The organism is Sphingomonas alpina, from assembly GCF_014490665.1.
GTDB lineage: Bacteria > Pseudomonadota > Alphaproteobacteria > Sphingomonadales > Sphingomonadaceae > Sphingomonas > Sphingomonas alpina.
On record NZ_CP061038.1, the window covers coordinates 509,014 to 527,016 of the forward strand.

Sequence of the window (18,003 nt, forward strand, 5' to 3'; positions counted from 1 at the left end):
GCAACACGTGCCGCCTATCCGCGCGTCAAAGATTCTAGAGAGGATTTCCATGACTACCACCGCCAGCAAGGTCCTCGACCGCGTCCTCGTGCTCGAAATGGTCCGCGTGACCGAAGCGGCCGCGGTTGCCGCTTCGACGCTGGTCGGGCGGGGCGACGAAAAAGCCGCCGATGCCGCCGCGGTCGAGGCGATGCGCGCTGCGCTCAACGAACTGTACATGGACGGCACCGTGGTGATCGGCGAAGGTGAGCGCGACGAGGCGCCGATGCTCTACATCGGCGAGAAGGTCGGGTCGGCGATCGGCAAGGGGCCGAAGATCGACATCGCGCTCGACCCGCTTGAGGGCACCACGATCTGCGCCACCGCCGGCCCCAATTCGCTCGCGGTGCTGGCGATCGCGGAAGAGGGCGGGCTGCTCAATGCGCCCGACGTCTATATGGAAAAGATCGCGGTTGGGCCGGGCTATCCCGACGGCATCATCGACCTCGACAAGAGTCCGACCGAGAACATCAAGGCGGTGGCCGCGGCGAAGGGTGTCGATCCGTCGCAGATCATCGCGTGCGTGCTCGACCGGCCGCGCCATGAAAAGCTCATCGCCGAATTGCGCGGCCTTGGCGTCGGCATCATGCTGATCGGTGACGGCGATGTCGCCGGCGTGATCGCGACGACCAATCCCGACACCACGATCGACATCTATATGGGATCGGGTGGCGCGCCTGAGGGTGTGCTTGCGGCCGCCGCGCTGCGCTGCGTCGGCGGCCAGTTCAAGGGCCGGCTGATCTTCCGCAACGACGACGAGCGCGCCCGCGCCGCGAAATGGGGCGTGACCGATCTCGACAAGCAGTACGACCTGACCGAACTGGCCAAGGGCGACTGCATCTTCGCCGCGACCGGCGTGACCGACGGGTCGCTGCTCGCCGGGGTCAAGCGCAAGGGCGGCAAGATGACCACCGAAAGCGTGGTGATGCGCGCCAGTTCCGGCACGGTGCGCTGGGTGAAGGGCGAACACCGCCTCGGCTGATACGGGCCTTACGGCACGACGACAAAATCCGCGGCGGTGATCGTGACGGGCAAGTTCTGCAGCGTGGCGAACACGATCGCGGCACCGCCGCCCGACCCGTCGGCATCGTAGGACAGATTTCCCGTCGCCGCATCGTACAGGATATGCTGGTCGGCGGTGGTTGCGGCGCCAGTGGTGAACGCGCTGGGGTCGAGCGTGCCGAGCCCGAGCGCGGTGAAGATCGACTGATCGAGCTCGATCCGGTCGGTGCCCTGGACGAAGTCGGTAATGATGTCCGCGCTGTCGAGGATTGTGTCGAACACGAAAACATCGGCGCCGGCCGCACCGCTCATCGTGTCGGCGCCGCGTGCACCATTCAACCGGTTCGCATTGCCATCGCCGGTCAAGGTGTCGTTGAACGCTGACCCCGTCACATTCTCGACGGTGGTGACGACGTCGCCTTGCGCTGCATTGCCGGTGCCCAGACCGGTTTGCAGATTGATTGATATCGCGCCCAGGCTATCCGCGTAGCTCAGCGTGTCGATGCCGCCGCCGCCATCGATCCGGTCGGCACCCAGCCCACCGATAAGGATGTCCGCGCCCAGCCCGCCATTGAGTGTATTGGCGCCGCTATTGCCGGTGATGACGTTGTTTGCGTCGTTGCCGGTACCGGACAGGTTCGTTGTTCCGGTGAGCGTCAGATTCTCGACATTGACGGCCAGCGTGTAGTTGGAGCTCGACAGGACGAGATCCTCGCCCTCATTGGCGATTTCAGTTACGACGTCGTCGAAACGATCGACAGTATAAATATCGGCACCAGCGCCGCCTGCCATGGTGTCCGCTCCGGTTCCGCCGTCGATCGTATCGTTGCCGGCCCCACCAGATATGCTGTCACTGCCGCCGCTGCCGAAAATAATGTCGTCGCCGTTATCGCCGTAGAGGCTGTCCGATCCCATGCCGCCCGAAAGCGTGTCATTGCCGTCGCCGCCAAAGGCGCTTCCGGCGTAGAACCCCAGGGTGACTATATCGTCGCCGCCTTCGCCCGAGACCGAGATCTGCGAATACGCGTATGAATTGCCGGTTGTGATGTTATCGGCGAAATTCGTCCCTTCGACGGTCGTGATCGTCTCGATTCCGGTTATCACACCACCGCCGATGGTTACCGAACCGCCGCTGCCAAGCGGACTGAAATCGACTGTAACACCCGCCGTTGCGCCCTTGAAGTTGAGATCCAGGAAATCATTGCCGGTACCGCCATCGATATTGTCGCCATAGCCGGCATAGATACGGTCCGATCCCGCGCCGCCATTCAGCGTATCGACGTCGTTGCCATTGTCGATGCGGGACTCCAGGTTTCCAAAAAGTATATCATTGCCGTCACCGCCGTAGAGACTGTCCGACCCTGCGCCGCCCGAAAGATATTGGCGACCGATCCCGCCGGTGATGACGTCGTCGCCGCCGGCGCCAGAGGCATAGACAAAGCCGCCTGGATCAGCGCTGTTTGGACCAGTGCTGATCGTGATGGTATCGGCGAAATTCGACCCGTCGATGTCGGAAACCCCCTCGATCCCGGTGATAATTCCGCCGCCAATGAGGAGTGAACCGCCGCTCGTCAGCGTGTCGAAATCGAACGTCACGCCCGCCGTCGCGCCCGCGAAGTTGATTGACAGAATGTCTTCTCCGTCACCGCCATCGACATTGTCGCCATAGCCGGCAGAAATCGTGTCCGATCCCGCGCCGCCGCGCAGCGTATCGATGTCGCTGCCGGTATCCAACGATCCTGAATAGGGCTCGTTGGCGATACCCGAAAATAGGCTGTCATTGCCGTCATCACCGTCAAGGCTGTCCGAACCCGCTCCGCCTAAAAGCCGGTCGTTGCCGAGACCGCCGACGAGGATATTGGCGCCACCATTGCCAGTGATGACGTTGTCCGAATCGTTGCCGGTACCGCTCAAGTTCGCGATGCCGGTGAGCGTCAGGTCCTCGACATTAATGGTCAGCGTGTAGCTGATACTGGACCGCACGAGATCTCGCCCGGCAACGGCGCCTTCGGACACAATGTCTCCGGCATTATCGACAACATAGATATCGCCGTCGGCGCCGCCTGCCATGTTGTCCGCGCCGGTTCCGCCATCGAGCGTATCGCTGCCAGCGCCGCCCAACATGACATCGTCACCATCGTTGCCGTAAAGACTGTCATTGCCGTCACCGCCGTCGAGACTGTCCGATCCCGCGCCACCCATAAGCTGGTCGTTGCCGCCATTGCCGGTGATGATGTCGTCGTCATTGCCGCCGTAATAGACATCGCGGCCAGAGCCGCCCACATACGTCACCATATCCGACTCTCCTGAAATACTGCTGGCAAGCTCATTTATGTGCCCGGTGCTATTGGAGAGAAAGCGATCCACGAATAATTTTTTTGCATTAAGTATCCAATATTTCGCATTAAGTATCTAATATAGAATATAGGGATTCTCCAAGGGTGCGGCGGCTTAAGAGCACGGGTATCCCATATTTGCCGCCGTTCCTCCTTCATCTCTATCAACCGCGACGATTCAACCATGACACGGGGCGGGGCATGTCATCCCTTGCCGAACTTATCCTGGCGCGCTCTTTCTTGTGGCCGAAGGCAGCATTGCTGCCGCGCTACCAGCGAAGGTCCCGCGCAAGACCAGAGCCTGGATCATTGAAAAATAGCCGGTTTGCTGCTCTGTCTCTATGGTTATGCTCTCATATCAAGGGTGACGATGATGCGGATCCGCGGCTTATTTTTCCTCGCAGCGGCGTCGGCCGCGATCACCGCCCCTCTCGCTCTTGCACGGCCCCAGGCCGCACCGGCCGCGGCGGCGCAATCGCCCTTCACCTTCGAGGAAGTGATGATCCCGATGCGCGACGGAGCGAAGCTGCAGACCGTGATCCTGCGTCCGCGCGATGCCACAGGACCATTGCCGATCCTGCTGCAACGGACGCCCTATGGCGTGCCCGATGCCGCGCCCGCGACGGTGCCGGGCAGCTACAGGACATTGATGCAGGAGGGCTATATCTTTGTCGCTCAGTCGATGCGCGGACGCTACAAATCGGACGGCGTGTTCACTCTGTCGACCGCCGTCCATCCGAAGAACAGTAAAGCGACCGACGAGGCGACCGACGCCTATGACACGATCGACTGGCTGGTGAAGAATCTGAAGGGCAATACCGGCAAGGTCGGGATGTGGGGCGTGTCCTATCCCGGCTTCGCCGCTGCGGTCGCGCTGGCCAAGCCGCATCCGCCGCTGAAGGCGGTCAGCCCGCAGGCAGCATGGATCGATTATTGGCAGAATGACGATCTGCACCGCAACGGCGCGCTGCGGCTGAGCTATGCGACCGATTGGGTCAGCTCGCTCCAATTGAGCAAGACCAACGATGTCGGACCCGAATACGACACGCTCGACACCTATGACTGGTTCCTGCGCATGGGCACCGCCGAGGGCATCGACAAGGCGCAGTTCAAGGGCCGCTCGCCGATGTTCACAGCGCTGCTCGATCATCCCAACCATGACAGTTTCTACACTGATCAGCGCTGGACCGACTCGCTCGGCAAGACGGTCGTGCCGACGCTCAATGTCGCGGGCTATTGGGATCAGGAGGACCCGTGGGGGTCGTGGCAGATCTATGCGCGGCAGAAGCAGAACGACCCCGATCATCTGGCGCAGATGGTCGCCGGCCCCTGGGCGCATGGCGGGTGGCAGGGCAACACCTCGATGATCGGTCGCGTGCCGCTCGGCGGCGACAGCGGCAAGGATTTCCGCGACACGATCCAGGCGCCGTTCTTCGCCTATTGGCTGCACGGCAAGGGCCAGCGGCCGAATTTCGAGATGAAGAGCTTTCAGTCGGGATCGAACGTCTGGAAGGAATATAAGAGCTGGCCGCCGGCCGAAGCCAAGGCCACCGACCTTTACCTTCATGCCGACGGCTCGCTGTCCTTCACCGCGCCCGCCGCCGGCGAGGCGTGCCGTGACTATCTCTCCGACCCGGCCAATCCGGTGCCGTTCCGTCCACGACCGATCTCGAAAACCTATCCGCGCCCCGAATGGCGCTGGTGGGAAGCGGAGGATCAGCGCTTCGTCGATCATCGCCCCGATGTACTGAGCTATGTCAGCGCGCCGCTATCCGAGACTCTGACGGTGACCGGCAATATCGTCGCGCAGTTGATGGCCGCAACTACCGGCACTGACAGCGACTTCGTGGTAAAGCTGATCGACGTGCTGCCCGACGATTATGCGCCGCTCGACAACAACGCGCCGCTTGGCGCCTATCCGCAGCAACTGGGCGGCTATCAATTCCCGATCGCGATGGAAGTCCGGCGCGGCAGGTTCCTCGCCAGCGGTACCGATCCGAGGCCGCTCGTGCCGGGCAAGGTCATCGCCTGGGACGTGCCGCTCAAAGATCATGACCATGCCTTCCTGAAGGGCCATCGGCTGATGGTGCAAATCCAGTCCAGCTGGTTCCCGGTCATTGACCGTAACCCGCAGAGTTTCGTGCCCAACATCGCGCGGGCGAAACCGGGCGATTTCGTCAAGGCGACGCAGAGCGTGTGCGCCGGGTCGAAAGTCGTATTGCCGATCATGAAGTAACTCTTCCCCATGCCGGGGAAGGATCAGGACTTGAGCCGGTATCCGGTCTTGAAGATCCAGGCGATCACACCCAGGCACAGCAGCATGAAGGCGAAGGTGAACGCAAGACTTGCCTCCACGCCGACGTCGCCCTTGCCGAAGAAGCTCCAACGGAACCCGCTGACCAGATAGACGACCGGGTTGAACAGGCTCACCGTCCGCCAGGGCTGGGGCAGCATGTCGATCGAATAAAAGGCGCCGCCGAGAAAAGTCAGCGGCGTGATCAGCAAGGCCGGCACGAACGACAGTTGTTCGAAGCCCTTGGCCCACACGCCGATGATGAAACCGAACAGGCTGAACGCGACGCTGGTCAGCACCAGGAATGACAGCATCGCGAACGGATGTGCGACCGGCAGCGGCACGAACAAGGTTGCGGTGGCGAGGATGATCAGTCCGAGAATGACGGACTTGGTCGTCGCCGCACCGACATAACCCAGCACCATCTCCATCGCCGAGACGGGCGCGGAGAGCAGCTCGTAGATCGTTCCGGTGAACTTCGGGAAGTAGATGCCGATCGATGCGTTGGAGATGCTCTGCGTCAATAGTGAGAGCATGATCAGCCCGGGCACGATGAAGCTGCCATAGCCAACCCCGTCGACCGTCTGCATGCGGCTGCCGATCGCGCCGCCGAACACGACGAAATATAGGGACGTCGTGATCACCGGCGTCGCTACGCTCTGCCACAGGGTGCGCAGCGCGCGCGCCATTTCGAAGCGGTAGATCGCCCACACGCCATGCGCGTTGAAACTATGCCCGTTCATGCCGCGACCCCCTCAGCTTTGCCCTGAGCCACCAAGTCGACGAAAATATCCTCGAGCGACGATTTGCTCGTCTCCAGATCCTTGAAGCCGATGCCGAGCTCGGCAAGCTTGCGCAGCAGCGACGGGATGCCGGTTCGCTCGCTCGTCGCGTCGAATATATAGAGCAGCTTTTTACCCTCATCTTCCAGCTCGAGGTGCCATTCTTCCAGTTCGGGCGGGATCGTGCCCATCGGCTCCTGCAGCGAGATCAGCATCTGGCGTTTGCCCAGCCGCTTCATCAGTTCGGCCTTGCGCTCGACCAGGATCAGCTTGCCCTTGTCGATCACCCCGACCCGGTCGGCCATTTCCTCGGCCTCCTCGATATAATGCGTGGTGAGGATGATCGTCGTGCCCTTGTCGCGCAGCCGATGGATCAGCTTCCACATGTCGCGTCGCAGCGACACGTCGACCCCGGCCGTCGGCTCGTCGAGGAACAATATGTCGGGTTCATGGCTCAGCGCCTTGGCGATCAGCACGCGGCGCTTCATGCCGCCGGACAATTCCATGATCCTGGCGTCGCGCTTGTCCCACAGCGACAGGTCGCGCAGCACTTCCTCGATATAGGCATCGTGCCCGGAGCGGCCGAACAGGCGGCGGCTGAACTTCACCGTCGCCAGTACGGTCTCGAACATGTCGACCGATAATTCCTGTGGCACCAACCCGACCAGACGGCGCGCCGCGCGGAATTCGTTGATCGCGTCATGCCCCATCACCGTGACCGTACCGGTCGATGGCGTGACGATGCCGCAGATGATGCTGATCAGCGTCGTCTTGCCCGCGCCATTCGGCCCGAGCAGTGCGAAGATCTCGCCCTTGGCGATGTCGAGGTCGACCGAATGCAGCGCGGTCGTACCCGACCCATAGGTCTTGGATACGCCGCTGACGGAGAGAATGGTGTCCACTTGGCCCCCTTTTAGGATGGCCCATAGGTAGGACCGCCACGGCCTCGCTTCAATCGCGCGGGTCTTTTGTTTTGAGCATTGCGCCACGAAAATCCGCTATTCCGGACGCTCTCTTCAGCTCTTTTCGCGCGCTTCTCTGACTGCCTTTTCCAGCTCTTCGAGCGTCAGGGCGGTCGACACGACCTTGTCGCCGATCACCCAGCTCGGCGTACCGGTCAGTCCCAATTGCTGCGCCATGCTGCGGTTGGTCGCGATCTCCGCCTCGGCGCGCGATGTCATTGCCGCTGCCTTGGTCATGTCCAGGCCGGCCTGTTTGGCGGCTGCGGTCATGCTCTGGGGGGTGAGCTGCCCGCCGGCATAAAGCGCATCGTGGAACGCCTTGAACTTGCCCTGTTCGGCTGCCGCGAGGCTCAGCTTTGCAGCGACGATGCTCTCTTCGCTCAGGATGGGAAATTCGCGGAACACGATCTTCACCTTGGGATCGCGTGCGACAAGTTCGGCGATCGCCGGCAGGCTGGCGCGGCAATAGCCACAATTATAGTCGTAATATTCGACCAGTGTGACATCGCCCTTGGGATTGCCGATCCATGCTCCGCCGAACGGCTCGAGGATCGCCTTGTGGTTGGCGTCGATCAATTTGGACATCTGTCGATCGCGCAGCCGGTCCATCGCCTCAGGAATGAGTTCCGGATGCGCGAGTACATATTCGCGCACCACGGCCTCGACGCGCGCCGTATCGGTGACACCGAGCCTCCCCGGTGCAACGCGCTGCAGACCCCACATCGCGGCCGCGCCGACCAGGGCTGCGAGCAGCACCGCGCCGGCCAGTGCCAAAGGATTTCTGGACAGTCGATCGATCATTGATGCTGGTACTTCTCTGGTCGGCTGCCGCTCATCGGCGCTTGAATTTCTTGGGGTTCTCTTCGATGTCGTTCTGCGCGGTCATGGCAATGTCCTGCGCGCGGATCCAGTCGATGCTGTTGGGGGGCAGCCCGGCCATCGCCCCGCGTGCACTATAGGCCGCAGTCGGTGAATCGCCGCGCATGCTCGCGGTCTCCGCGTTCGCCAGCAAGGCGCGAGGCTGATCGCCGGTCAGTTCGTAGACTGTACCAAGCTGGAACCAGGCGAACGGATTCTGGTCGTCGCGCGCGATGGCGCCGCGCAATACCGTCACCGCCTCAGGATAGTTCGCCTTGTTCTCTGTCGCGATCAGCGCATGGCCGAACGTCGTTGCGATCAGCGGCGAATTGTCCGACCGGCGCGTTGCGTCGCGCAACGGCTCGAGCGCTTCGACCGGCTTGCCAGCCTCAAGCAGGATCTGGCCCTTGATCTCGAGGAAATAGGGGTCGTGCGGATCGGCCTTGATCAGTGCCGCGGCTTCGGCATCGGCCTTTTCGGGATAGCCGGACTTATGCCAGGCATAGGCGCGGGCATAATGGGCATAGACGCTCTGATCCGTATCGGGAAAGACGTTGAGCGTGGTCTTGGGGTCGGAGACGAAGCCGAGCAGCTTGGCCTTGACGCGCTTGAACCGCTCTTCGAGTGCCGGATCGAGTTTCGTGTTCCAGGAGGGCGCGGACTCCAGGTCGTGCGTCAGGTTGGCGATGCGCGCGCCGCTCAGTGGATGGCTCTGCGCATAAGGGTCGATATTCTTCACCCCATAGGCATATTCCTGGTTCTGGAGCTTCTTGAAGAAGCTGATCATACCCTTTCCGGTAATCCCCGAGGCATTGAGATAGCGCGCGCCCGCCGCATCCGCGCTTGATTCCTGGACGCGGGTGAAGGCGAGGAACTTGCCCATCGCGGCCTGCTGGCCGGCCTGCAGGATGCCGATCCCGGCATCGCCAGCACCGGCGGCGATCGCGGCGAGGCCCAGCACCATGCTCACGATCGAAATGCCCATGGCGGGCTTGGCGCCCGCATCCTGCAGCACGACATGGCCATCGGCGATATGGCCGAGTTCGTGCGCGATGACGCCCTGCACCTGGTTGGCATTGTCGGCCGCCTGGATCAGTCCCGAATGGACATAGACGACCTGCCCGCCCGCGACGAAGGCATTGATGGAATCATCGTTGATCAGGACGACACGCACATTGCGTGGACTGAGCCCGGCCGCAAGGATGAGCGGCCGCGACATGTCGTTGAACATCGCCTCGGTTTCCGCGTCGCGCAGGATCGATTGCGCAGCGGCGGGTTGTGCCCAGAGGAGTAGAGCGGCCGTCAGACCAGCGAGAATCCGCTTCATGCCCGACATATCGACACTTCTGCCCGCTCTGGCAACGGGGAAGGGCCGACTGTGGCGCGGGATCGCTGAATAGCGGGTGAAATACGCACACCGTGAAACGGAAACGGCGGCGAAGGCATTCAGCCCTCGCCGCCGCTAACCATCGCTCCTTCCTCGGAGAGGAAGGACGATTCCGGCTTATGCCCCGAAGGTGCGCTGCCACCAGCCGCGGCGCGGCGAGCCGGCCTCGCCTGGATCGGCATCATTGGCCGCATCGCCGGGACCCGCTGCTGCCGTATCGGCAGGATCTGCGCCATCGAGTCCGTTACCAGCCGGGACGGCCCGCATGTCGGATTCATCGGGCTGAGCCGCCTCGGCGGCCGCGCCGGCCTTTTTGCGCGGCGCGCGACGCTTTGCCTTGGGCGCGGCTTCCTCGATCACCGGCTCGGGAGCTGGTGCAGGGGCCTCGACCTGGGTTTCAGGGGCAGCCTTGGCTTTGGCCTTGCGCGCACGCTTGGGCTTGGCCGGTGCTTCGGTTTCAACCTCGGCCTCGACGACCGGTGGCTCCACCGGTGCTTTTGCAACCACAGCCGGAACCTCGGCCGCATCGCGTGCCTTGGGACGACGACGGCCTTTTTCGGCGCTTCGACCGGCTCTGCCTCGGCCACCGGCTCTTCTAGCGGTGCCTCGGTCACGGCCTCGTCGGCGGTGATCGCCTCGCCGGCCTCGTTGGTCCGTTCGCCCTCGTTGCGGCGACCGCCACGACGACCCCGGCGACCGCGACGGCGACGGCCTTCGCCGTCACCGGCTGCCTGCTCGCCTGTTGCGTCGACCGTTGCTTCGCTCTCGCCAGCTTCCGCATCTTCGAGTGCGTCTTCGGCATCGGCTTGTGCATTGGCCTGTGCGGCGGCGGCATCGCCCTCCGGCGTACCATCGCCTTCGACACGATTGCGGCCGCGGCGTCCGCGACGGCGGCGACGGCGACGCGAGCCACCCTCATCGTCGCCCGACCGCTCGGGGCGCTCGCCGCGTTCACGCGGTTCGCGCGCCTTGCGCGGCTCTTCGACTTCGTCCTCCTCGACCTCGTCGATCTCATCCTCGATATCCTCGGGGACGTCCTCGTCGAATTCCTCGATTGGCGCGTCGAAGCGTGGCGCATGTGCCGGCGGCGGTCCGGAGACTTCCACCGACATGCGCGCGCCTTCCTGTTCACCGTCCGGCGCGACTTCGATCTTCACGCCGTAGCGATCCTCGATCTCGGCCAGTTCCGCGCGCTTGCGGTTGAGCAGGTAGAAGGCCGCCTCCATGCTGGCGCGCAGCGTGACTTCGGAACCGCGACCGCGTGCGGCCTCGTCCTCGATCATGCGCAGTGCCGACAGGCCGGCCGACGACGCGGTCCGGACCAGGCCGGTGCCTTCGCAATGCGGGCACTGGCGGGTCGATGCTTCGAGCACGCCGGTGCGCAACCGCTGGCGGCTCATTTCCATCAGGCCGAAGCTGGAGATGCGGCCGACCTGGATGCGGGCGCGATCATTCTTCAGCGCCTCCTTCATCGCCTTCTCGACCTTCCGGACGTTCGATCCGTTGTCCATGTCGATAAAGTCGATCACAACGAGGCCGGCCATGTCGCGCAGGCGCAACTGGCGCGCGATTTCCTGCGTCGCTTCGAGATTGGTCGCGGTCGCGGTCTGTTCGATCGAATGCTCGCGCGTCGACCGGCCGGAGTTGATGTCGATCGAGACCAGAGCTTCGGTCGGATTGATGACCAGATAGCCGCCCGATTTCAGCTGCACCACGGGATGGTACATCGCGCCGAGCTGATCCTCGACATGCGCGCGCTGGAACAGCGGCACCGGGTCGGAATAATGCTTCACCTTGCGCGCATGGCTCGGCATCAGCAGCTTCATGAAGTCCTTGGCGTGGCGATAGCCGTCCTCGCCCTCGACGATCACCTCGTCGATCTCGCGGTTATAGATATCGCGGATTGCGCGCTTGATCAGGTCGCTGTCGCCGTACACCAGCGCGGGCGCCGACGAGGACAATGTGGTCTCGCGAATGCCGTCCCACAGCCGGGCGAGATAATCGAAGTCGCGCTTGATCTCGACCTTGGTGCGCTGCAGCCCGGCGGTGCGCACGATGCAGCCCATCGACGGCGGCAGCTTCATGTCCGCCATGATCGACTTCAAACGCTTGCGGTCGCCCGCGTTCGAAATCTTGCGGCTGATCCCGCCGCCATGCGACGTGTTGGGCATCAGCACGCAATAGCGGCCGGCAAGCGACAAATAGGTGGTCAGCGCCGCGCCTTTATTGCCGCGCTCTTCCTTGACGACCTGAACCAGCAGCACCTGACGGCGGCGGATCACGTCCTGGATCTTGTAGCGGCGGCGCAGGTTCATGCGCCGTTCGCGCAGATCGTCGACCGCGTCGTCGGACGCGCCGCGCTTGCGCCGGCCGCGCGAACGACCGCCTTCTTCAGCGGCAACTTCGGCCTGCACGCCGCCATCGTCCTCGAACCGTTCTACCGTTTCTTCGTCGATATCGCCGTCATGATCATGGGCGTCATGATCATGGTCATCGTCATACTCGTCGCCGTGCAGCTCGTCCTGTGCATCCTGTTCGGCGCGCAGTGCGGCTTCCTCGGCGGCATGCTCCGCCTCTTCGCGAAGCAGGGCATCGCGATCTTCCTTGGGGATCTGGTAGTAATCGGGGTGGATTTCACTGAACGCCAGGAAGCCATGGCGATTGCCGCCATAGTCGATGAACGCCGCCTGCAGCGACGGTTCGACCCGGGTAACCTTGGCTAGATAGATATTTCCCTTGAGCTGCTTGCGCTCGGCGGACTCGAAATCAAACTCCTCGATCCGGTTCCCTTTGACGACCGCCACACGGGTTTCTTCCCGGTGGCGTGCGTCGATCAGCATACGCGTTGTCATTGACTATTCTCCGGGCGCGCGGTCCGGGATGCAGCTGGTAAAGGCTGGGCCGGGATGGCCGCGCGCAATTGTGATGGCCGTCGTGCCGGGCGAAAGAGTCGCCTGGCCCGGACATGCCGCTGTTGTCGAAATTTGCCTCTGCTCGCCGCGCACGCCTGGGCGCCTGGCCCATGGCACCTGACACGCCCACGAACCCGCCGGTCGGAACCGGTCGGTGCGGGCGGGAAAGGAAATGCGTCATTGCGAACTTCAACCTGGAAGGACCATGCCCGGGAAACCGGGGCGGCCGTGAGACCGGATTGGGCGCATGAACACTGCGCTTACCGGTGCAATTTCGCATCTAGCACCGGACGTTCGGCGCAGCAACCGGCACGTTCCTGCCGCCGTTACGGCAATATCATGCCGAACGTGCCGTTAACCGCTTCGCTTCACCGTGTTGGAAGGGGGCGGGCGGTATCCAGCCAGTGTCATTATTGTTCGAATGGGACCCCCCGCCCATGTATTTTCGCTGGACCGCGCCACAGTCGGCGCGGCATTACATTCGTGTGTCCTTCTTTCTGACCCTCCTGGCATGCTGGCTTGCCGGCACCCCCGGTTGGGCGGCGTCGGTGGAGCGCGTCGAAGTCAAGGGCGATCGCATCGTGGTCCATTTCGACGAGCGCATCGTTGATGCGTCGATGTTCATGCTGGCCGGGCCCAATCGCATTGCGCTCGATCTCAATGGCGCGACACCGGGCGGACAGACGAGCATCGGCGGCGCAGTCAAGGCGATCCGCCAGGCGCCGCGCGGGGGCGAGGGTGCGCGCGTCGTGTTCGACCTTGCGCGCCCGGCAATCGTTACCGAAGGCGCGTTCGGGCGCGATGGCCGCGCCCTGACGCTCGCATTGCGCACCGTCGACGATGCCAGCTTCGCTCGCGCCGCGGCGGAAGGGCGGATGAGTTTTCTGCCGCCGTTCAACAGCTTCGGCGCAGCCGCGGCGCCGCGCCGTTACGAATTGACCATTCCCGTGCCGCGGCCGAGCAAGACGATCGCGCTGCCGGCGGTCTATGGCGACGACGACAGCCGCCCGCTGGTGGTGATCGATGCCGGCCATGGCGGCGTCGATCCCGGGGCGATCTCGCCGGACAGCGGATTGCGCGAAAAGGATGTGACGCTGCGCATCGCCAAGGCGATCCGCGACGAGTTGCTGCGCTCGGGCCGGGTACGCGTCGCGCTGACCCGCGAGGACGACCGCTTCCTGATCTTGCAGGAACGCTATGGCATCGCGCGCAAGCTCAAGGCGAACCTGTTCATCTCGGTGCATTGCGACAGTGTCGGGGCGGGCACCGCAAGCGGCGCGTCGGTCTATACCTTGTCCGAGGTCGCCTCCGACAAGGAATCGGCCCGGCTCGCGGCGCGCGAGAACAAGGCCGACATCATTGCCGGCGTCGATCTGGGTGGCACCACCACCGATATCTCTTCGATCCTGATCGATCTGACGCAGCGCGAAACGATGAATAGCTCGGCCAATTTCGCCCGGTTGCTCGGTCGCGAGGCGCAGCCGTTGATGCCGCTCAAGGCGAATTTTCACCGCATGGCGTCGCTGATGGTGCTGAAGGCGCCCGACATGCCGTCGATCCTGTTCGAAACCGGCTATATCTCCAATCCCAGCGACGCCGCGTTCATTGACTCGGCCGACGGCCGCAAGCGCATCGCGCAGAGCGTGCGCCGCGCGGTCGAGGTCCATTTCGCCAAGCGGCTGGCGTCCAACTGATCCGGTAAACGATCCAGCCGGGACGCGGTCGTATCGGCCCATGCCGTCAGTGCGTTTATTCCCGTGCATGGTGGTGCGGCGCCGCGCGGAATTGCGGCCCTGCGATTCTCTCGACCCGCTCCATCCCCTTGCGGATTTCCTCGGCGATATTCGTCTCTTTCTCGGATGGCGGGGCAGGACGAGCCCAGATTTTGGGGCGGCGGGCGCGCATCCATTGCAGCGCGGCGGTGACATCGGGGCGGACTTCGCGCTTGTAGCGCACGATCACCGGCGCCTCGGCGCTAGTCGGGCGATAAACGCTCACCGCTTCCTCCTCATAACCGATCGCACGCTCGTACAGCGCGCGTTCGACCCGGTCATCGGCGACGTCCTTGCCGAGCCGCGTCGCTTCGGCAAACTCGGGATAGGCGGCGCGCCAGCGGAAGATGGTGCTGCGCGAGACGCCGAACGCCTCGGCAAGCTCGCGATCGGTCAGGCCTTGAGCATATAGCTCGCGTGCCTGGCGGACATAATCGGGGTCGAAGGTTGAGGGACGTGTTTCCATGTCTGCCGGAATAGCGGCGCTTGCATGGGGTTTGAATCGAGCAGCGCGAGGGTAGGCGGGGAGATATGGGACACCGGATTGTCCCATATCTTCGGCGCGCAAGCATGCGAGAATTGCATGATTTATGCAATAATATCAATTATATAGGAGAATTATTTTGATATAGATCCTGTGGGTGGGCTCGCTCCATGAGGTCGGAGGGTTTGCACCTGTCGCTGAAATCGGACCCCATTCCGGCAAACCTGAACGAACCTTCGCACGCTGACAAAGGTCGCGACACTTTTCCCGGTTTTGCGGGACATCCGTGCGACAGGCGGATTTCATAACCCATGTCAGGCCGATCGGATCGGCCGGGTACAAGGAGTGAGGGTTATGAAGAAGATTGCCATTTTGATCGCGAGCCTAGGTTTTGCCGCCACCGCGCTTCCCGTCGCCGCCAATGCCGCGCCTTATCCGCAAGCGCAGTGGCAGAGCATCAATCAGCGCCAGGCCAATCTGTACAATCGGATCGAGCAGGGCATCCGTTCCGGGGCGCTCAACCGCGTCGAGGCCAGCCGGCTGAAGGCGGAGTTCCGCCAGCTCAACAATCTCGAGGCGCAGTATCGCCGCAGCCGTCCCGGCCTGACCATTGCCGAACGCCGCGATCTCGACCGCCGCTTCGACGGGCTGAGCCAGCGCATCCGGATCCAGAAGCATGATCGTCAGGGCCGCCGCTACTAAACCGGCGCAGTGACAAAGTTGAATTGGCCCCGTCAGTGATGGCGGGGCCGTTTCGCGTGTTTTTCCCTGGTTCCCGGGACTCGATCGGTGCTTAGCCCTTTCGGATAAGGAAGCTTGTGTCCCCGCGAAGGCGGGGACCCAGTCTGGGCTCCCGCCTTCGCGGGAGCACAAGGGAAGGGGCGATCGCTTTCGATACGCCAATCCCTTGTTTGAAGGGGATAAGCGCCGAGGCAGACGCAAACAGCGAAGGTTAGCGCAGCGGCTTGCCTGAATCCTTCCAGCGATCGAGGATTTGCGAGTCCCCGGGCAGGGGCGCGGTCGCGACCTTAGCAGCAGCCTTGGCAACGGCCGGGGTATAGCCATTGGTGGGCATGCCGCTCTGCGCATAGGCTGGCTGGATCGTGGCCGGTACAGTTTGTGGCGTGGTTTGTGTGGGGGCCTGTAGTGCGGGAGGCACTGCCGCCGCTGCGGCCAGGGTGACGACGGGCACCTCCGGCACATCAGCGCGCGGATGCGGGCCGGGCAGCGGTTCGCCGCCGCGATAGGCTTGCCGGAACGCGCCCGGCGTCCCCCAATAGCCCTGCCAGCGATGGAAGAAATGCGCGCCGATCGCCGCGGTCATTACCAGGCTGCGGTTCCATGACGGGGTCACCGCATAGGTATGGTAATGCGTCGCCATGCCGACGGGCGCATAGACCGCGCCATTCAGTGCCTGTGCCGCAACGCGCATCGCGCGGTTCCAATAGGCCTTGGCGGGAATGCGCGCCATCGATCCGTCGCAGGCATAGCTGAACTGGCACCCGGTGGTCCGTTCCGACCCCTGGTAAATGACGCCGCACACCGTTGCCGGAAAGGCGGGATGGCGCACGCGATTGAGGATCACCTGCGCGACCGCCTGTTGCCCGGCATCGGGCTCCGACGCTGCCTCGTAATAGATCGCCGCAGTCAGGCATTGCAGCGCACGGCCGCGATCGGTGGCGCTGGCATAGCGCATCGAAAAGGGGGCGGCTGCATGGATCGAGCCATCGGCGGCGAGCGATGCGGCCTCAGGCGGCAGCGGCAGATCGGGCAAGGCAGCGGTGCCGGTGGCGCCCTTTGCCGGTGCGGCATTCTCGTCCGCGACATAGAGATAGGCGGAGCCCGGGAAATGATCCTCGGCTTCATAGCCGACCGGTTGCGGTGCGGTGGCGATGGCATCGCCGCTATGCTCGACGATCGCGCGCAAGGCGGCCTGCGCCGACACACCGGCAAAGACCAGCGCAACCGTTCCCGCGACGCCGAGCCAGCCCAGCCGTCGGATCCGGAACCCGTTTCTGATCATCTCCAGCGTCAAGCGTTCGTGCCCCAGGCTCTGGCCGACTCAACCCGATGAATCCGCCTGCACCCGCATAGCGCGACAGCCCTTAACAGGATGCCCCCCATTTCGCCGCGTCCCACCACGAAACACTAGATGGTTAAGGTAATTTCCTGGTCCATCGGCACGTTATCGCGACCGGCCTGAAACCGAGCCGCGCGTACAAGAGCCTCGGCCGATCATCGGCGAAGGCGTCGAGGAACACCCCGTCACAGCCGGCCTGGCGCAACTCACGATCAACAGCGACGATGAATGCCGACATCACGCCGCGCCCGCGCCACCCCGGCAGTGTGAACAGCTCGTCGATGATCCCGAGGCCATTCGGACAGATGGTGCTCAGGCCGTATCCGACATCGACACCGTCGAGAGCGATGATCGAATACCGGCAAAGCCGGGAGCGGGTTCTCATCGTCGCGAGCAACCCGTCGCTCACCTCCGCAGTATAGGGCCCCGTGCGCAGTCCTTCGCGATGATCGGCGCGCACCAATCGTTCGAACGCCGACCAGTGTTCGTCGGGTGTTGCCCGGCGTAGCGTGACCGGCGCAACAGCCTGTAATGATGAGGCGGATTCGGATGCGAGCATTTCGATCAACGGCCCGGCCTGCTCAAAGCCTTCGAATCCGAGCGTCGCCACCATGGCCGGATCGGTCAACGCATCGGCGACGATCACGCGCCATTTGCTCCACGGCATGGCGCGGTCGAGCGCCGCGATCACCGCATCCGGATCCGCACCCGGTTCGGCCAGGGCAAAATTGGCGTTCCAGACATTGGGGTGCGATGGATCAGTGACGACGATCGCGCCACGATCAATGACCGGTGTCTTGCCCAGCAGCCGGAACCAGCGACGCGCGGCGGCGACCCGGCTCGCTTCGCTCACGTCAGTCAGCGCTTCTTGCGCGACCGGTTGGCGTAAAGGAGCGCCGCGACCACAGCGGCCGAGCCGATGCCGATGCCGATCGGCACGATCGGCCAGTTGCCGCCGTCCTCGCGCTTCGCGGCGCTGGCGTCGGCGGCGGCGCGGGCGCGCTTCGCCTCATGCGCTGCCGCTTCGATCTCGTTCATCTCGGGTACGCTGTCGTCACTCACGCCATCTTCCTTCACGTCGTACTTCCACGTCACA

At 63.4% G+C, this 18,003-nt stretch carries 13 protein-coding genes and 1 pseudogene; 4 read left to right on the forward strand and 10 right to left on the reverse strand.

Annotation, left to right across the window (positions count from 1 at the left end):
* Window positions 1-49 precede the first annotated feature (49 nt).
* Entirely contained in the window at window positions 50-1,021 is a 972-nt protein-coding gene (gene glpX, locus H3Z74_RS02290; RefSeq protein WP_187762406.1) for a class II fructose-bisphosphatase, read from the forward strand.
* 8 nt (window positions 1,022-1,029) lie between these two features.
* On the opposite strand, the gene H3Z74_RS02295 is transcribed toward glpX, so the two are convergent.
* Window positions 1,030-3,336, reverse strand: a complete 2,307-nt coding sequence (locus tag H3Z74_RS02295; RefSeq protein ID WP_187762407.1) for a beta strand repeat-containing protein — start codon at window positions 3,334-3,336, stop codon at window positions 1,030-1,032.
* A 414-nt stretch (window positions 3,337-3,750) separates the two neighbouring features.
* On the opposite strand from H3Z74_RS02295, the gene H3Z74_RS02300 reads away from it, so the two are divergent.
* A complete protein-coding gene (locus H3Z74_RS02300; protein ID WP_187762408.1) occupies window positions 3,751-5,613 on the forward strand; it encodes a CocE/NonD family hydrolase in 1,863 nt (620 codons plus the stop codon).
* Window positions 5,614-5,636: 23 nt separating this feature from the next.
* Here the strand turns inward: H3Z74_RS02300 and H3Z74_RS02305 are convergent, their stop codons facing one another.
* The 5 genes and pseudogenes from H3Z74_RS02305 to H3Z74_RS02325 form a co-directional block, all read right to left on the reverse strand.
* Window positions 5,637-6,413, reverse strand: coding sequence for an ABC transporter permease (locus tag H3Z74_RS02305; protein WP_187762409.1), 777 nt, complete (start codon window positions 6,411-6,413; stop codon window positions 5,637-5,639).
* Entirely contained in the window at window positions 6,410-7,354 is a 945-nt protein-coding gene (locus H3Z74_RS02310; protein ID WP_187762410.1) for an ABC transporter ATP-binding protein, read from the reverse strand. Before H3Z74_RS02310 ends, H3Z74_RS02305 begins: the two co-directional genes overlap by 4 nt.
* 114 nt (window positions 7,355-7,468) lie before the next feature.
* Window positions 7,469-8,215 carry a DsbA family protein gene (locus tag H3Z74_RS02315; protein ID WP_187762411.1) on the reverse strand — a complete coding sequence of 249 codons (747 nt, stop codon included), beginning with the start codon at window positions 8,213-8,215 and terminating at the stop codon, window positions 7,469-7,471.
* Window positions 8,216-8,246: 31 nt separating this feature from the next.
* The gene (locus tag H3Z74_RS02320) at window positions 8,247-9,599 is read right to left on the reverse strand and encodes a M48 family metalloprotease (RefSeq protein WP_187762412.1); all 1,353 of its coding nucleotides are present in this window, start codon (window positions 9,597-9,599) and stop codon (window positions 8,247-8,249) included.
* A 177-nt stretch (window positions 9,600-9,776) separates the two neighbouring features.
* A pseudogene (locus tag H3Z74_RS02325) lies at window positions 9,777-12,511 on the reverse strand (Rne/Rng family ribonuclease).
* Between the two features lie 497 nt (window positions 12,512-13,008).
* On the opposite strand from H3Z74_RS02325, the gene H3Z74_RS02330 reads away from it, so the two are divergent.
* On the forward strand, window positions 13,009-14,265 hold the full coding sequence (locus tag H3Z74_RS02330; RefSeq protein WP_187762413.1) for an N-acetylmuramoyl-L-alanine amidase: 1,257 nt from the start codon (window positions 13,009-13,011) through the stop codon (window positions 14,263-14,265).
* A gap of 55 nt (window positions 14,266-14,320) precedes the next feature.
* Here the strand turns inward: H3Z74_RS02330 and H3Z74_RS02335 are convergent, their stop codons facing one another.
* Entirely contained in the window at window positions 14,321-14,809 is a 489-nt protein-coding gene (locus H3Z74_RS02335; protein WP_187762414.1) for a helix-turn-helix domain-containing protein, read from the reverse strand.
* A gap of 372 nt (window positions 14,810-15,181) precedes the next feature.
* Between H3Z74_RS02335 and H3Z74_RS02340 the strand changes: the two genes are divergently transcribed.
* Entirely contained in the window at window positions 15,182-15,529 is a 348-nt protein-coding gene (locus tag H3Z74_RS02340) for a hypothetical protein (RefSeq protein ID WP_187762415.1), read from the forward strand.
* Between the two features lie 250 nt (window positions 15,530-15,779).
* On the opposite strand, the gene H3Z74_RS02345 is transcribed toward H3Z74_RS02340, so the two are convergent.
* The 3 genes from H3Z74_RS02345 to H3Z74_RS02355 form a co-directional block, all read right to left on the reverse strand.
* The gene (locus H3Z74_RS02345) at window positions 15,780-16,850 is read right to left on the reverse strand and encodes a cell wall hydrolase (RefSeq protein ID WP_187762416.1); all 1,071 of its coding nucleotides are present in this window, start codon (window positions 16,848-16,850) and stop codon (window positions 15,780-15,782) included.
* A gap of 133 nt (window positions 16,851-16,983) precedes the next feature.
* Window positions 16,984-17,760, reverse strand: coding sequence for a GNAT family N-acetyltransferase (locus tag H3Z74_RS02350; protein WP_187762417.1), 777 nt, complete (start codon window positions 17,758-17,760; stop codon window positions 16,984-16,986).
* Window positions 17,761-17,765: 5 nt separating this feature from the next.
* Window positions 17,766-18,002, reverse strand: a complete 237-nt coding sequence (locus tag H3Z74_RS02355) for a hypothetical protein (protein ID WP_229726830.1) — start codon at window positions 18,000-18,002, stop codon at window positions 17,766-17,768.
* Window position 18,003 lies beyond the last annotated feature (1 nt).